Source organism: Devosia sp. Root436, from assembly GCF_001426345.1.
Taxonomy (GTDB): domain Bacteria; phylum Pseudomonadota; class Alphaproteobacteria; order Rhizobiales; family Devosiaceae; genus Devosia.
This window is the reverse complement of record NZ_LMEM01000014.1, coordinates 73,607-89,510: the sequence shown is the minus strand read 5'-3', so window position 1 is coordinate 89,510 and position 15,904 is coordinate 73,607. Positions and strand designations below refer to the sequence as shown.

Genomic DNA, 15,904 nt, shown 5'->3' with positions numbered 1-15,904 from the left:
CCTCAGGGAGAGAGGATCGCATCGTGGCTCTCTTTCGTTTAGGCCACCCAACCCAGCAGCCCAATCACCACGCTCACCCCCAGCAGCACATTCAGCGTACTGCGATACAGCTCCAGCGCGCGCAGGATGTCGCTTCCCACCAGTTCGGATTTGCCGGTCCCGAAGCTGGGCAGGTCGACCACCTCGCCATCATAGCTGCGCGCGCCCCCCAGCTTGAAACCCAATGCACCGGCGAAGGCGGATTCGGGCCAGCCGGAATTGGGCGAAGCGTGCTTGCGCGCATCCCTGACGGCGATGGCCCAGGCGCTGCCGGGGCTGGCATGTGGGGTGAAGAAGCAGGCCGCGGTGACGAGGATGGCTGTGAGGCGGGAGGGCAGCCAGTTGACGAGATCGTCGAGCCTGGCGGCGGCCCAGCCATAGTCGCGGTAGCGGGCGTTCATATGGCCGATCATGGAATCGGCCGTGTTGATGGCCTTGTAGAGGGCAATGCCGGGCAGGCCGAAGATGACCAGCCAGAACCAGGGGGCGACAATACCGTCGGAGGTGCTTTCGGCCAGGGTTTCGATGGCCGCGCGGGCGACCCCGGCTTCATCGAGCGCCTGGGGGTCGCGGCCGACAATGTGGCTGACCGCTTCGCGGCCGGCATCGAGCGAAGTGCGCAGGGCGGTGGCAACGGCCTCGACGGAGCGGCCGAGTTCCTTCTGCGCCAGGAAGGGCGTGGCGACGAGGATTTCGAGGACCCAGCCGAGTGGAAAGCTGCGCAGGAGCTGCTGCACCATCAGGGTAACGACAAGCGTGACCAGCAGCAGGATGCCGAGCGTGAAAATGCCGGCATCGCGGCGCTGGCGGGGCGTGCGCTCGCGCTTGTCGACGCCCTTTTCCATGAAGGTGATGAAGCGGCCCATCCAGATGACGGGATGGCCGATGAGATCGACCAGGCGCTGCGGATAGCCGAGCCAGCGTTCGAGCAGCAGCGCGAGGGGGGCGATGAAGGCGTGCATGGTGGCGTCCGTTTGAATTCTACCCGCAGTGTCACACTCCCGTTTACCCACGGCGTCATTCCCGCGAAAGCGGGAAACGCCCCTGGTGGTGCGTCCGAAGGGAGATTCCCGCTTTCGCGGGAATGACGCCGTGGTTTTTCTAGGGCGTAAGGGGTCCGGCAAGTGCCAGCAGGGCATTTATGTCCAAGTTGCGTTCCAGGTGCGCGGCGAGATCGTCAAGGGTTTGCTCGATGCTAGCCTCGTAGGCAAGATCGGGGCTGGCGGCATTGCCGAGCATGGCGCGGCGGAAGGGGTCGGCAGCGAAGAGGCCGTGGAGATAGGTGCCGGTGACGCGGCCGTCCATGCTGGTGGCGCCTTCGGGGGCCCCCGACACATGGGCGAAGGGGCGGGCCGTGTCGGGGCCGGAGGTGACGCCCATATGCATGTGGTAGCCGGATATGGCGGCGCCAGTGGCGGCGTGGGTGGCGTGTTCGACGCGGAGCTGCTTGACCGGCGTGAGCACGGTTTCGACGTCGAGCAGGCCGAGGCCGGGGCTGGTGCCGGAGCTGCCCTCGACGCCATCGGGGTCGGCTATGGTGCGGCCGAGCATCTGATAGCCGCCGCAGATGCCGAGGACCCTGCCGCCGGCCCTGACATGGGCCATGAGGTCGATGTCCCAGCCATTCTGGCGCAGGGCGGCGAGATCGCTGCGGGTGGATTTGGAGCCGGGCAGGATGACGAGATCGGCGTTGCGCGGCAGCGGCTGGCCTGGCTCGACCATGATGACGCTGACGCCGGGCTCGGCGCGGAGGGGATCGAGATCGTCGAAATTGGCGACGCGCGGCAGGCGGGGCACGGCAATGGTGAAGGCACCTGCCCTGCTGCCGGCATAGCTTTCCAGCGCGAGGACATCTTCGGCGGGGAGCTTTGCCGCGTCGGCGAACCAGGGAACGGGGCCGAAGCAGGGGACGCCGGTGCGGGTTTGGAGGAATGTCACGCCATCGGCGAAGAGGGCGGGATCGCCCTGGAACTTGTTGACCAGGGTGGCGCGGATGCGGGCGGCGTCGGCTGGGTCGATGACGGCGAAAGTGCCGACGAGGGAAGCGATGACGCCGCCGCGGTGAATGTCGCCGACCAGAACGACCGGGATATTGCCGGCCTGGGCGAAGCCGAAATTGGCGATATCGTTGGCGCGCAGATTGACCTCGGAGGCGCTGCCGGCGCCTTCGACGAGGACGATATCGGCAGTGGCGGCGAGGTCGTGGAAGGCGGCGAGGACTTCGGGCATGAGCTTGCCGCGTTCCTGCCAGTAGGCGCGGGCCGACATGGAGGCGCGGCGCTGGCCGCGAACCACGACCTGGGAGCCGGTTTCCTGCTCGGGCTTGAGGAGAACCGGGTTCATGGCGGTGATCGGGTCGCGGCGGGCGGCGCGGGCCTGGAGGGCCTGGGCGCGGCCGATTTCGCCGCCATCCGTGGTGACGGCGGCATTGTTGGACATGTTCTGCGGCTTGAAGGGGGCGACGCGGAGGCCGCGATTGGCCAGCGCGCGGCAGAGGCCGGCGACGAGGAGGGATTTGCCGACATCGGAGCCGGTGCCCATGAACATCAGGGATTTAGCCATGACGAGGGTTATGCCGCATCCACGACATGGGCGTAAGAGCCCATGACGCGGTTGATGGCGGCGCCCATGGGGGGGAGCGGGGTGCCCAGGGCGTCGGTGGCGGCGAAGAGGGGCGGCAGGCGGGATTGTTTGGCGGAGGAATAGTGGAATTCGTGGCCGTTGAGCTGGCCGGGCCAGGGCAGCGCGCCGGACTGGGTGAGGCGGCGATAGCCGAGGATGCGCTTGGGGCGATCGATGCGGGTGGTGACGGGGAGGAGGCCGGCCATGGCATGGCCCTGCCCGGCTTTGTCGATAAGCGTTTCACCCAGGACCATGAAGCCCCCACATTCGCCGTAGAGCAGCGCGCCCCGGTCGCGGGCGGCGTGGAGGCCGGATCTGAAATTGGTCGCATTCGCCAGCCTGGCGGCGTGGAGTTCGGGATAGCCGCCGGGGAGATAGACGGCGTCGGCAGCGGCGGCCGGGACTTCATCGAGCAGGGGCGAGAAGAAGCTCAGTTCGGCGCCCATGCTGCGCCAGCCATCGAGGATATGCGGATAGAGGAAGGCGAAGGCGTCGTCGCGGGCGATGGCGATGTGCTGGCCGAGAGGGGGCAGCGGCGCGGGGGACGAGTCGGGTTCGGCGACGGGGGTGGCGAGGGCGGTGAGGCGGGGGAGATCGATGTAGCTGGCGACAGCCTCGGCGGCGGCATCGAGGAAGGTGTCGAAGGCGGCGACTTCGCCGGGCAGGACGAGGCCAAGATGGCGTTCGGGGAGGGCGAGGGCCGCGTCGCGGGGGATGGCGCCGAGGCAGGGTATGCCGGTGGCGGTGAGGGCGTCGAGCAGCATGCGCTCGTGCTTCATGGAAGCGGTGCGGTTGAGGATGGTGCCGGCAATGCGCACGCCGGGGCGCCAATTGGCGAAGCCGGCGACAAGGGGGGCGACGGACTGGCTCTGGCGCTCGGAGTCGATCACGAGGATGACCGGAAGGGTGAGCAGTTCGGCAAGGTCGGCGGTGGAGCCGGTATGGTCGGCAGCGCCATCGAAGAGGCCCATGACGCCTTCGACCAACAGGAGGTCGGCGCCGGTGGATTGGGTGGCGGCGAGGGATTTGAGGCGGGCAGCGCTCATGGACCAGGGGTCGAGATTGACCGCCTCGCGCAGGGCGGCGCGGGCGAGGAAGGCGGGGTCGATATAGTCGGGGCCGGTCTTGGCGGGGGCGACGACGGTGCCGGCGCGGCGCAGGGCGGCGAGCAGGCCAAGGGTGATGGTGGTCTTGCCCGAGCCGGAGCGCGGGGCCGATATAACGAGGCCTGATGTCATGGCTGGTTCGCACCGAGCGTTGGCTCCCCTCCCCCCTGAGGGGAGGGGTTGGGGGTGGGGGTCGCCGTTCGAGGCAAGAAGCAAGGGACCCCCACCCCAGCTCTGCTACGGCCCTTCGGGCCTAGCGACACTACTCTCCCCTCAGGGGGGAGGGGGCGCAAACCAGGAGTCCCTTGCCTAGCCAAAGACATGCCTCCGGGCTTCGCCGACATACCAATCGAGCGACTGACGATAGGCGCTGACGGGGCCGAGAACGACGATGGCGGGGGTGGGCACGCCGGTCAGGGTGTGGGCCTGGGCCAGGGTGGTTTCGATGATGGACTGCTGGGGGGTGGCGGCGTGGGAGATCGCGGCGAGGCGGTCGGTGGCGGGGCGGCCGGCGGCGAGGAGCTTCTGGGCGATGGAGGGGAGGTGCTTGACCGCCATGAACATGACGATGACCGGGGCGGCATTGGCGATAGCGGCCCAATCGACCGAATGGGGGACGGCGCCGGTTTCATCGTGCCCGGTGAGGAAGATGACGGCGTGATTGGTGTCGCGATGGGTGATCGGGATGCCGGCATAGGCGGGCCCGGCAAGGCCCGAGGATATGCCCGGGACGATGCGGAAGGGCACGCCCGCGCGGACCAGGGCGCCCGCTTCCTCGCCGCCGCGGCCGAACATGAAGGGATCGCCGCCCTTGAGGCGCAGGACGCGCTTGCCCGCGCGGGCAAGGTCGATCAGTTGCAGGGTGATGTCGGCCTGTTTCGGCGAGGGCTTGCCGCCGCGCTTGCCGGCGAACACACGTTGTGTGTGTTCCGGCGCCATGGCCATGAGGTCGGGCGAGACGAGCGCGTCATGCACGATGACATCGGCCTGGCCGAGGGCGTGATAGGCCAGTAGCGAGACGAGACCCGGACCACCGGGGCCGGCGCCGACGAGCCAGACTGAGCCGGGCTCCAGCGGCGGGAAATCGGCGTGATCGAGAGCAGCGAAATGGCCTTGCATCAACGATAGCCTTTCCAGACAGCGTGACTCACACCCACCCTTGATCCCTCCCCACAAGGGGGAGGGAGGCGATGAACTGAGGGTGGGGTGGGGCCGCGCGAACGGCGCTCTTGTCGGCCTCGGCCCGAATGGGCACATTGACGAAAAGGAGCACCGCTAGAGCTATGAAAATCCTGATCCTGGGCGGCACGGGCGAGGCGCGGGAGCTGGCCAATCGGCTGGTGGCGATGGGGCATGAGGTGACGACCTCGCTGGCGGGGCGCACGCAGGACCCCAAGCTCCCCGAGGGCGGATTGCGCATGGGCAAGTTCGGCGGGATTCCGGGGCTGACGGCCTATCTCAAGGTGGCGGGAATCGAGCGGCTGGTGGATGCGACCCACCCCTATGCGGGGCTGATTTCCATCAATGCGGTGGCGGCGGCGCAGCAGGCGGGGGTGAAGCTGGTGCGCTATATGCGGCCGGCATGGGAGCAGCAGATCGGCGCGGAATGGACTACGGTGGAGACCGTGGCCGAGGCGGCGGCGGCGCTGCCACCCAATGCCGATGTGCTGTTGACCACCGGGCATACGGGACTGGCACATTTCCTCGAGCGGGACGATTGCCAATTCGTGGTGCGGACGATCGAAGCGCCGGCCATGGAGATGCCACGGCATGCCAGCCTGTTGCAGACGCGGCCGCCCTATTCGGTGAGCGACGAAGTGGCGCTGATGAAGCGCGAGGGGATCACTCATCTGGTCACCAAGAATTCGGGCGGCGGACAGACCGCGGCCAAGCTGGAAGCGGCAAAGCAATTGGGGGTCAAGGTGGTCATGATCGCGCGGCCGGTCTATGGCCCGGCCAATGAAGTGGCGAGCCTCGACGAGGCCATCGCGGCGCTGGATATCGGCGGCTGACCGAAGGCGGCGATGGTGAAGCCGGGGCGGCAATCGGCCAAGGCGCAGGTGGCATAGGCCGATTTGCGCTTGCCCAGGCGCAGTGGGCCGGCGGCGGCGGCGGCACCTTCGGCAAGGCCGAGCATCGGCAAGTCCCTGTCATCAAGCAGGCGCAGCGGCACGCCGAAATGGGCGGCGACGCTGAGCGGCAGCATGGTGCCCAGCTTGCGCCTGTGGGTGGCGATGGCGGCAAGGTGGCCGGAGGCCAGACCGGCCTCGGCGAGGCTGGCCTCGATCAGGCCGATCACCTCATCGGCCGTGGCGGCGCTGGCAAAGCCGATTCCGGCGACGATGCGTCCCGATAGTTGCGTCATCTCTCGCCTCGTGCAGTTCGGACTTGGTCCCCTGATTGGGTCGACCGCACCGAATTCTGTTTCAGTTCCATCGCGGGAACGCTGCGCGAATTCGTTGTAGGCGGGGGGAAGCGCGTGGTCAATCAATGGCTTGCGGCTGGGGCGATCCAGATCGGAATGCTTCTGAAAATGATTTGCAAATTCAAGGACTTGCTGCGAGCAACACGTGGGTCTATGGGCTGGGGACAGCCATACCGGAACCCCTGACGTGAGCATCACCGCAAACAGAACGCTGGCCATTGCCGGAGCGAGCCTGCTCGTGGGGCTGATCGTGCTCGGGCTGAAATTCCTGGCCTGGACCACAACCGGGTCGATCGCGCTCTATTCGGATGCACTGGAATCGATCGTCAATGTGGTGACGGCCGTGGTGGCGCTGATCGCGGTGCGGCTGGCGCAGAAGCCGGCCGATGCCGCCCTGCCCTATGGCTATCACAAGGCGGAATATTTCTCGGCGGTCATCGTGGGCGTGATGATCATCGTGGCGGCGATATTGATCCTGCGCGAGGCGGCGCTGGGGTTCATGGCGCCGGAACTGCCGGAGGCGCCGGTGCAGGGCCTGGCGGTGAGCGTGGTCGCCACCGCGATCAATGTAATCTGGGCCTATGTGCTGATCCGGCATGGGCGGACGGTACGCTCGCCGGCACTGGAGGCCGATGGCAAGCACCTGATGACCGATGTGGTTTCGACCATTGGCGTGCTGGTGGGGCTGGGCCTGGTATTCGCTACCGGCTGGGCCGTGCTCGACGCGGTGCTGGCCGGGCTGGTGGCGCTCAATATCCTGTGGTCGGGCTGGGGCGTGATCCGGCAGAGCGTGGGCGGGCTGATGGATGTGGCGGTGCCGGTCGAGACGCAAAAGACCATCCGCGAGGTGATCGCCGCCAATGCCGAGGGCGCCATCGAGGCGCATGACGTGCGCACGCGGCAGGCGGGAAAGATGACCTTCATCGATTTCCACCTCGTCGTGCCCGGAGCGATGAGCGTGGATGCGGCGCATGCCATCTGCGACAGGATCGAGGCCAAGCTGCGCGAGACGGTAAAGGACGTGCTGATCACCATTCATGTGGAGCCGGAGGAGAAGGCCAAGCATGCGGGGATTGTGGTGGTTTGAGGCGGAGGCCTTCTGGCCTCTTCCTGCTTACGCGATGTCATCCCGGCGAAGCCCGGGATCCATCCTGAGGTCTATCCGCACCCGGGGACGTTGCGCTATCTCAGGATGGATTCCGGCCTTCGCCGGAATGACATCGAGATTTTCGTGACTTGCACCCAACCTGCGACGCAGGCAGGATTCGGGGATGCGTATTCTGCTCATTGCCCTTTTCACCCTCCTCGCCGCCCCCGCTTTCGCGCAGGGCTGGGACCACTATGACAATGATCGGTTCGGCTATGGCGTGGATATTCCGCCCGGTTTCAGCAGCCAAGGAGAGAGCGAGAATGGCGATGGCGCGACGTTCGCGGGTGGGCGTAACCCGAGCTATCTGACGGTGTGGGGCGGGAACCTGACCGGGAGCTTCGAGGACGAAGTGAGCCAGCGCATGGCCTGGAGCGAAGCGGAGGCGTGGAACACGACCTATCAGGCGGTCACGCCGCGCTGGGCCAGTTGGTCGGCGATCAAGGGATTCCGGATCCTCTACCAGCGCATGGTGCTGCTGTGTGACGGGACGAGCTATGCGGCATTCCGGATGGACTATTCGGTGACCGATGCCTCGGAGATGGACCGGGTGGTGGAGAAGCTGGTGGGGAGTTTGCGGGGGAATTGCTGAGGGGCGTCACATCTCTCCCCTGAGAGGAGAGGTCGGCGCGCAGCGTTGGGCACTGTGCATTTCACCAGCACTGAACCCCTCACCCACCCTCTCCCCTGAGGGGAGAGGGAGTCCACGCTCAGCGGGCCTTGGCCCTAGAACTCGATGCCCTTCTGGGCCTTCACGCCGGCGCGGAAGTGGTGCTTGATTTCGGTCATTTCGGTGACGAGATCGGCGATTTCGATGATTTCGTCCTTGGCGTTGCGGCCGGTGACGATGACGTGCTTGTCAGCGGGCTTGTTGGCCAGGAAGTCGACCACTTCCTCAAGCGGGAGATAATCGTAGCGCAGGACGATGTTGAGTTCGTCGAGCAGGACCAGCTTGTAGCTCGGATCTGATATCAGCGCCTTGGCCTGGTCCCAGGCCTTGCGGGCGGCAGCGAGGTCGCGCTGGCGGTCGGCGACATCCCAGGTGAAGCCTTCGCCCATGGCATTGATGGTGACGAGATCGGGGAATTTGTCGAGCACGTCGCGCTCGCCGGTTTCCCAGACGCCCTTGACGAATTGCACGACGCCGACCTTGAAGCCGTGGCCCAAAGCGCGGAAGACCATGCCGAAAGCGGCGGTGGATTTGCCCTTGCCCTTGCCGGTATGGACGATCAGCAGGCCCTTTTCCTGGGTCTTGGTGGCGAGAATCTTGTTCCGCGCCTCGCGCTTCTTCTTCATTTTCTCGGCATGGTAGGCGTCGCGCTCCGCCTCGGTCATCAGGTCGGTTTTTTTGGCTGGTTTGTCGGTCAATTGGCGTCCTCCAGATAGGCGAAAGCGGAATTGGAGCGCGGCACCCAGAGGCCGCGTTGGCGGGCTTCGTTGAATTTGGCGATCAGTTCGTCATAGCCGTGCCGGTTGGCGGATCTGAGCCAGTCGCGCACTGCATCGTCCTCGACGAAGGCTTCGAAGGCCAGGTCGAAATGGTGGGTTTTTACGGCGCCGGTGGTGGCGGCGAAGGCGAACATGAAATCGACGGTGGCGATGATTTCGAAAGCGCCGCGATAGCCGTGGCGCTGCATGCCAGCGATCCATTTTGGATTGACCACGCGGGAGCGGATGACGTGGGAAATCTCTTCTTCCAGCGTGCGGATCAGCGGGCGCTCTGGGCGGGAGTGGTCGTTGTGATAGGCGGCGGGCTTTGCGCCGGTGAGGCTTTCGGCGGCGGCGGAAAGGCCGCCTTCGAACTGGTAGTAATTGTCTGAGTCGAGCAGGTCGTGCTCGCGATTGTCCTGGTTGTGAATGACGGCGTCGATATCGGATAGGCGGGCGGCAAAACGGTCGCGCTGTGGGGTGCCGGCGTCCTTGGCGCCATAGGCGTATTGGCCGAAGTCGAGGGCGCGGGTGGCGAGGTCGGACTTGGCGGACCAGGCGCCGGAGTCGATCATGGCGTTGAGGCCGGCACCATAAGTGCCGGGTTTGGAGCCGAAGATGCGGTGGCCGGCGGCGGCTTCGTCGGCGCCGGCAGCGAGGAGCCCGATTGCGTCCGAGCGCATGGTGGCGGCGATGGGGTTGTCCTCGGTGGGTTCGTCCAGGGCGCCGATGGCGCGGATGGCGCGGTCGAACAGGGCAATCTGTGCCGGGAAGGCGTCGCGGAAAAAGCCTGAAATGCGCAGGGTGACATCGACGCGGGGGCGGCCGAGCTTGGCCAGCGGGATGATTTCGTAGCCGGAGACGCGGAGCGAACCGGGGTCCCAGGTGGGGCGGGCGCCGATCAGCGCCAGGGCCTGGGCGATGTCGTCGCCGCCGGTGCGCATATTGGCCGTACCCCAGACGGAGAGGGCGACGGCGCGGAGATGGTGACCGTGATCCTGCAGGTGGCGGAGGACGAGGCTTTCGGCGGATTTCTTGCCGAGTTCCCAGGCTGTGGGCGTGGGGACGGCGCGGGAATCCACGGAATAGAAATTGCGGCCGGTGGGCAGGACGTCGAGGCGGCCGCGCGAGGGGGCGCCGGAGGGCCCGGGGGCGATAAATTTGCCATCGAGGCCGGCGAGGAGAGCGGCGATTTCGGCTGGACCGGAGGCGGCGAGGCGGGGGCGGATGGTGGATTGCACCGTGGCGAGGACGGCGGCGCTGGCGGTCCAGTCGGGGGCGGGCGAGAGAGTGCCGTCGACGAGGGCGCCGGCCAGATTTTCGAGATGTTCCACCACATCGCCCAGAGTGCGTGGCCCACCCCCACCCTCAATCCCTCCCCACAAGGGGGAGGGAGGCGAGGGGGCCGCACCTTCAGAATTCTTGGGGAGACTCTGAGCGGGCTTCCCTCCCCCGTGTGGCGAGAGAATGAGGGTGGGGGTGGGCCCCGTCCACGGCGTCCCGAGCTTGGCGGTCAGCGGATCGAAGCCGAGCTTGAGGTCATCGGCCAGGGCGCGGATGAGGGAGGCCTCCCCTGCCCCGTCGCCGCGGGGGACGCGGGCAAGGGCGACCGCGAGGTCGCGTTCGAGATTGCCTTGGGGCGATTGGCCGAAGATGTGGAGGCCGTCGCGGATCTGGGCTTCCTTGAGGTCGCAGAGGAAGTTGTCGATCTTGATGAGGGCGGCCGTCTCGTCCTCGGGCAGGCCGATATCGCGGTCGAGCCTGGTGTCGCTGACGAAATCGAGGATGTGGCGGCGGAGGTCGGCCAGGCGGCGGCGGTCCATGCCGGAGGCGGCGTAATACTCGTCGAGCAGCGCCTCGAGGTCCTTGAGGGGACCATAGGTTTCGGCGCGGGTAAGCGGGGGCACGAGGTGGTCGATGATGACGGCGCCAGCGCGGCGCTTGGCCTGGGTGCCCTCGCCGGGGTCGTTGACGATGAAGGGATAAAGATGGGGCAACTGGCCCCAGAGCGCGTCGGGATAGCTGGCTTCATCGAGCGCGGTGGCCTTGCCGGGAAGCCATTCGAGCGTGCCATGCTTGCCATTGTGGATCAGGGCATGGGCGCCGAAGTCGTGGCGCAGCCAGAGATAGGCGGCGAGATAGGCGTGGGGCGGGGCCAGGGCCGGGTCATGGTAGCTGGCGGTTTCATCGACGTGGTAGCCACGGGCGGGCTGGAGCAGGATGGTGATGTTGCCGAAGATAAGGGCGGGGAGATGGAACACCTGATTTGTAATCAGGTGGTCTGCGCCTGCCTCGATGCGCATAAAGGGATCGGTCGCGGGATCGCCCCAGCGGGCGGTGACTTCGGTGCGGATTTTGGCTGGGAGCTTGGCGAAGAGTTCGCGATAGCGGGCGAGCGGGAGGATAGCGGGGGATGAGCCGCGCTGGGGATTGGCGTTGGTGGGGCCGGATTGGAGGGCGGCCATGAGGCTGACGGCGTCCGAAGGGAAGGCCCCCTCACCCGGCGGCTGCGCCGCCGACCCCTCCCCGAAGGGGCGAGGTGAGAGGGTGTAGCCCGCCTTGTCCAGTTCCTGCAGCATCCGCACCGTGGATTCAGGGGCGTCGTAGCCGACGCCATTCGCCAACCGCCCGTCGCGGATGGGGTAGTTGGCGAGGACAATGGCGATGCGGCGCTCGGCGCGCGGGGTGGCGCGGAGGCGGGACCAGTTTTTCGCCAAGGCTACAGCGCGGGTGATGCCGGAGGGGTTGGGGGTGTAGGCGGTGAGGGGAACCTGGCAGCGCTCGTGCCAGACGGCGTCGGCCTTGTGGCCGACGATGAGGCCGCCGAGACGCCCGTCGACTTCGGGCATGACGAGGAACATCGCCATGTCCTTGGAGGAGAGGCCCTGGCTGTCGGCGAGCCACTGGGCCTCGGAGCGGCCGGACTGGATAAGCTGGATGACGGGGGCGTCTGATGTGGCGAAGGGGTTGGACTTTTCATCGAGGCTGTCGATGCCGAGGGCGAAGCCGGTGAGGTTGAAGATGGCGGCGGGCGGGAAGGCCGCGAGCGCGTTCTGCACGAAGCGGGCGCAGGCGGCTTCCTTGAGGGAGGAGACGAGGAGCGGGACCGGGGCGAGACCCTGGGTTTCGAGCTCGGTGATGAGGGCGGCGATGGTGGCGGTGCCGGCGCCTTCGAGGGCGGCGCGGTAGAAGAGGATGGGGATGTAGGTGGCGCTGCCATGGAGCGCGCGCAGGCCGGGTTCGTCGGTCATGCCCGACTTGGGGTGCCATAGGCCGAAGCGGGCGAAGGGTTGGGGGTGAAGGGAAGCAAGAGACCCCTCATCCGCCCTTCGGGCACCTTCTCCCTCAAGGGGAGAAGGGGAAGGAGCCGCTAGCTTTGCGAATGCTTTGAGGATCGTATCGGCGTTGTCGGGGCCGCCTGCGGTGAAGAGGTTGTGGAGGCGGGTCCAGTCGCCGGGGTGGATGGTGGAGCGGGATTGCAGGATGGGGTCGGGGTTGGCGTCGCCGGGGAGGAGGACGAGGGGAATTTTGTGGTTGGCGCAGAGGGCGGTGAGTTCGTCGACGCCGTATTGGAAATAGGCGGCGCCGCCGATGAGACGGAGGACGACGAGGCGCGCTTGGGCGACGGTCTTTTCCAGCCACAGATCGACCGAAAGATTGTTGGAAAGGCGCAGCGTGTTGGCGAGGCGGAGTTGGAACTCCCCTGCCCGGTCGGCGGCGCCGGCCAGCATGGCCAGTTCGCTATCGGCCGATGAGGCAAAGACCAGCGCCCCGGGGCGCTGGTTGAGATCGATGGCTTCGCCTTCCTGCTGGATGGCGCCGGCCTGGGCGGAGAGGAGGTGCATTTGTCAGGCGGCGAGCGCCGCTGCTTTCTGCAGGCTCTGCGTAATGGCCGCGCGGTCGAGCGGCTGTTCGCCAATGACGACCAGGGCCGTGTCGCGAACTTCGCCGTCTTTCCAGGGGCGGTCGAAATAGGCGGTGACGCGGGGCCCGACGGCCTGGATGGCGAGGCGCGCGGCGGCGCCGGGGACGGCAGCGAAGCCCTTGAGGCGCAGGACGTCGTGGTCGCGGATGGTCTGTTCGATGACCGCGAGCAGGTCGGCCTTGCTGTTCACGCTGGGTATGCGGATGGAGAAGCTGTCGAAATCGTCGTGCTCGTGGGTCTCGCCACCATGCTCCAGTTCGTGGTGGCTGGGGCGGTTGGCGATATCGTCCTCGCTGCCCATGCCCATGCCGAGCAGGGCCGCGATATCGACATGGCCGTTGCGGGCGCGGATGAGGCCGACGCCGGGGCGCATTTCGGCGCGCAGATTGGCTTCCACCTTGTCGAGAGTCGCGTCGTCGACGAGGTCGGCCTTGTTGACGACGACGAGGTCGGCCACGGAAAGCTGGTCCTCGAACAGTTCGCCCAAAGGCGTTTCGTGGTCGAGCATTTCGTCCTGGCGGCGCTGGGCATCGACGGCGGCTTCGTCGGACGCGAACCGGCCCTCGGCAAGGGCCGAGGCGTCGGCGACGGTGACGACGCCGTCAATGGTGACCTGGGCCTTGATCTCGGGCCAGTTGAAGGCGCGGATCAGCGGCTGGGGCAGCGCGAGACCCGAGGTTTCGATGACGATGTGATCGAACTTTTCCGGGCGGGCCAGCAGCGCCTGCATGGTGGGGATGAACTCGTCGGCCACGGTGCAGCAGATGCAGCCGTTGGAAAGCTCGACCATATCCTCTTCGCGGCAGGTTTCGTCGCCGCAGCCGGCGAGGATATCCTTGTCGACGCCGAGGTCACCGAATTCGTTGATGATGAGCGCGATGCGCTTGCCCTTGGGGGCGTGGGCCAGGAGATGGCGCACCAGGGTCGTCTTGCCGGCGCCGAGGAAGCCGGTGATGACGGTTGTGGGTATCTTGGTCATGCGGGCACCCCGTTGGGAACGCTGCTGCGAGCAGCAAAAACGTCATTGAGCTTGCCGAAGACAGTCCCGAGGACCAGCCAGAACACCAGCGACGTGCCGAGCGTGATGGCGGCAAATTCGGTGGCGAGGTGGGCGGGAACGGCGCTCGGCTCATCGGGCGCGGCGGGGGCGCCGATGATGTGGGGGATGGCGACCAAAGCGATGGCGACGGCGAAGGCCCATCCGGCGCGGGTCTTGGCCAGCAGCAGGCAGGCGGCGCCGGTGGCGAGGGCCGTGCCGACCCACCAGACCTGGCGGGCACCGAGATCGGCGGCGGGCATGCCGGGCAGTTCGGGCGCCAGCCCATAGGCCGGGGCCAACGAGAAGGTGACGAAGCCGGCAATGCCCCAGAGAAAGCCATTGGCGAAGGTGATGGGCACGCCCGCAAACATGGAGACGGCGCCGATGACCAGCGCGAAGCCGGCCGCGGCGAGGACGGTGGCCAGGGTGGTATAGGCGGTGCGCTCAAAACCATCGGCCGGGGCCCATTCCTCGGGCTCGGCTGCGGTGGTGGCGATGGCGTCATGCTCATGCTGGGGCGTGCCGGCGGCATGTTCGTGGTCGGCGGCAACGGGCTCGGCGCCGTGGCTGTGTCCGCCTTCACCCTCGAAGGTCTCGGCGTGGAGAATGAGCGGGGTGACGCGGAAATGCTGGAGGGCGGCCGTGACGAGGCCAGCACAAAGGGCTGCGAGAAGCGCAGCGGCAAACAGATTGCGGATCATTTCGATTTCCCTGAAACCTGCCCTTAGTGGCAGGGGAAGCCCATGGCGTGGCGGGTGTCGTGGGCGCCGTTATGCAGGCGGAAATCGCCCGCAAAGCCGGTGCCAACGAGAAGCGTCAGCCCGAGCAGAATCGCCAGGGAACCGGCAATGATGCGCTGGGAAATCGAGAGAGACTGGAGGCCAGTCGAGGCGGTCGTGGTATTCATGTGGCACCCTCCGTGCACGGAATAGATGAGCGTTCAGCTCGGTTCATGTGCCGGCAGGTCTCCTGGCTCGCGGTGATGGCAGCCCCCTCGCCTTCCCGACCCGATGGATCAGTGGCTGATTGAGGAGGCCCACCGCTTACAGTTGCGGGGGCAGCCACGGTTTTGCGCCCTGATGGGTACGTCGCACCGTGTTCCCTTTTGATCCCCTTGCCGCAGCGGACGCGGGGAACCAACACAGGTCCAGAGTTACGCCCGCGAAGGGGTCGGGGTCAATCGCGGAAATCTGGATGGGGATAGCCGATGGAGACGGCATAGAGCCGCACCTGCATCTGCGCCAGCAGGGGATCGTTGGAGGAAAGCTCCTTGTCGCCCATGGCCGGCAGGGTATCGAGCCCTTCGGGAGACTCGCCATATTCGAAGCGGACGTTGAGAATGCAGCCGTCGGGCAAGCCGGACAAAGCGCCCGTTTCAAAGCCCGCGCTGCCACCGTAGTCCCAGCCGAAGCCCAGCAGCGTGAAGGGCTCGCCATTGATGGCCTCGACCTCGGCCAGGGGCTGCCCGATGTGAACGCCGCCGGGGGCGGAGAGCTTGGCGGGCAGCTCGACATAGCTGGGATCGCTCAGCGCCTCCTCGTTCCACCAGACGAATTGCAGACTGCGCTTGGGATCATCGGGGAAGACCGTCGTGGCCAGCATTTCCGTGCCTTCGGGACCCGGCACGATGCCGGTGACGACATTATCGGCGCCGTAGATCTCGATAAGGCGGGCCTCGGAACTGTCGATACCGAAGACACCCTCGCAGGCGATCTCCTCGGCAAAGCCTGGCGTGGAGACGGCGAGTGCTGCGAAAAACGACGCGCGGGCAAGCATGATTTCTCCTCTTGTGGCCCAGACTGCCCTTAAGGGCAGACATCTGCAATCAGCGACTCGCGTTATGAACGGGAGCTGAAAGGAGATTTCCGCCATGAAGCCGATCAAGTTCAGCCGCGAGGAAACCAAGGCCATTGCCGGCGAAATCCAGGACTATTTCCGCGAGGAGCTGGACCAGGATATCGGCGCCATTCCGGCGGAAATGCTGATGATGTTCTTCGTCGACAAGATGGGCGCCTATTTCTACAACCGCGGGCTCTATGACGCGCAGGGGCTGATCCGCGAGCGGATGGACAGCCTCACCGACGAGATTTTCGGGCTGGAGCAGCCGACCAAGCATTTGCGCTGAGGTGGCGCGAATCTCTCTTACAATTGCCGGAAAGAGAGATTCCCGCTT

The 15,904-nt window shown here is 66.4% G+C and carries 15 protein-coding genes and 1 riboswitch; of the genes, 4 read left to right on the top strand and 11 right to left on the bottom strand.

Annotation, left to right across the window (positions count from 1 at the left end):
- Positions 1-38 precede the first annotated feature (38 nt).
- The 4 genes from cbiB to cobA form a co-directional block, all read right to left on the bottom strand.
- Entirely contained in the window at positions 39-1,001 is a 963-nt protein-coding gene (gene cbiB, locus ASD04_RS16610; RefSeq protein WP_056259468.1) for an adenosylcobinamide-phosphate synthase CbiB, read from the bottom strand.
- A 139-nt stretch (positions 1,002-1,140) separates the two neighbouring features.
- Positions 1,141-2,601: a cobyric acid synthase gene (locus ASD04_RS16605; protein WP_156461301.1), complete on the bottom strand. Its 1,461-nt coding sequence runs from the start codon at positions 2,599-2,601 to the stop codon at positions 1,141-1,143.
- 8 nt (positions 2,602-2,609) lie between these two features.
- Positions 2,610-3,899, bottom strand: coding sequence for a cobyrinate a,c-diamide synthase (locus ASD04_RS16600; protein WP_056259463.1), 1,290 nt, complete (start codon positions 3,897-3,899; stop codon positions 2,610-2,612).
- A gap of 177 nt (positions 3,900-4,076) precedes the next feature.
- Positions 4,077-4,886, bottom strand: a complete 810-nt coding sequence (gene cobA / locus ASD04_RS16595; RefSeq protein WP_056259461.1) for a uroporphyrinogen-III C-methyltransferase — start codon at positions 4,884-4,886, stop codon at positions 4,077-4,079.
- A 164-nt stretch (positions 4,887-5,050) separates the two neighbouring features.
- On the opposite strand from cobA, the gene ASD04_RS16590 reads away from it, so the two are divergent.
- On the top strand, positions 5,051-5,779 hold the full coding sequence (locus tag ASD04_RS16590) for a cobalt-precorrin-6A reductase (protein WP_056259459.1): 729 nt from the start codon (positions 5,051-5,053) through the stop codon (positions 5,777-5,779).
- Here ASD04_RS16590 and ASD04_RS19535 read toward each other — a convergent pair.
- Positions 5,713-6,132, bottom strand: a complete 420-nt coding sequence (locus ASD04_RS19535) for a cobalamin biosynthesis protein (protein ID WP_056259456.1) — start codon at positions 6,130-6,132, stop codon at positions 5,713-5,715. The two genes, ASD04_RS16590 and ASD04_RS19535, sit on opposite strands and share 67 nt — an antisense overlap.
- 247 nt (positions 6,133-6,379) lie before the next feature.
- Between ASD04_RS19535 and ASD04_RS16580 the strand changes: the two genes are divergently transcribed.
- Together ASD04_RS16580 and ASD04_RS16575 are read left to right on the top strand one after the other, a co-directional pair.
- Entirely contained in the window at positions 6,380-7,279 is a 900-nt protein-coding gene (locus tag ASD04_RS16580) for a cation diffusion facilitator family transporter (protein ID WP_082531299.1), read from the top strand.
- A gap of 184 nt (positions 7,280-7,463) precedes the next feature.
- Positions 7,464-7,931 carry a hypothetical protein gene (locus ASD04_RS16575; RefSeq protein WP_056259455.1) on the top strand — a complete coding sequence of 156 codons (468 nt, stop codon included), beginning with the start codon at positions 7,464-7,466 and terminating at the stop codon, positions 7,929-7,931.
- A 134-nt stretch (positions 7,932-8,065) separates the two neighbouring features.
- Here the strand turns inward: ASD04_RS16575 and cobO are convergent, their stop codons facing one another.
- From cobO to ASD04_RS16545, 6 genes are all read right to left on the bottom strand, one after another.
- Positions 8,066-8,707 (bottom strand): cob(I)yrinic acid a,c-diamide adenosyltransferase, encoded by a 642-nt coding sequence (gene cobO, locus ASD04_RS16570; protein WP_056259451.1) that lies wholly within the window; start codon positions 8,705-8,707, stop codon positions 8,066-8,068.
- Positions 8,704-12,612: a cobaltochelatase subunit CobN gene (locus ASD04_RS16565; protein WP_056259449.1), complete on the bottom strand. Its 3,909-nt coding sequence runs from the start codon at positions 12,610-12,612 to the stop codon at positions 8,704-8,706. Before ASD04_RS16565 ends, cobO begins: the two co-directional genes overlap by 4 nt.
- Before the next feature lie 3 nt (positions 12,613-12,615).
- Positions 12,616-13,671, bottom strand: coding sequence for a cobalamin biosynthesis protein CobW (gene cobW, locus ASD04_RS16560; RefSeq protein WP_056259446.1), 1,056 nt, complete (start codon positions 13,669-13,671; stop codon positions 12,616-12,618).
- Positions 13,668-14,432: a CbtA family protein gene (locus tag ASD04_RS16555; RefSeq protein WP_056259445.1), complete on the bottom strand. Its 765-nt coding sequence runs from the start codon at positions 14,430-14,432 to the stop codon at positions 13,668-13,670. Before ASD04_RS16555 ends, cobW begins: the two co-directional genes overlap by 4 nt.
- 23 nt (positions 14,433-14,455) lie before the next feature.
- Positions 14,456-14,638 carry a CbtB domain-containing protein gene (locus tag ASD04_RS16550; RefSeq protein WP_056259442.1) on the bottom strand — a complete coding sequence of 61 codons (183 nt, stop codon included), beginning with the start codon at positions 14,636-14,638 and terminating at the stop codon, positions 14,456-14,458.
- A 34-nt stretch (positions 14,639-14,672) separates the two neighbouring features.
- Positions 14,673-14,887: riboswitch (cobalamin riboswitch) on the bottom strand.
- Positions 14,888-14,907: 20 nt separating this feature from the next.
- Complete coding sequence (locus ASD04_RS16545) at positions 14,908-15,507, bottom strand: hypothetical protein (protein ID WP_056259440.1); 600 nt, start codon at positions 15,505-15,507, stop codon at positions 14,908-14,910.
- A gap of 94 nt (positions 15,508-15,601) precedes the next feature.
- Between ASD04_RS16545 and ASD04_RS16540 the strand changes: the two genes are divergently transcribed.
- Complete coding sequence (locus ASD04_RS16540) at positions 15,602-15,856, top strand: DUF2164 domain-containing protein (RefSeq protein WP_056259437.1); 255 nt, start codon at positions 15,602-15,604, stop codon at positions 15,854-15,856.
- The last annotated feature ends 48 nt before the right edge of the window (positions 15,857-15,904 follow it).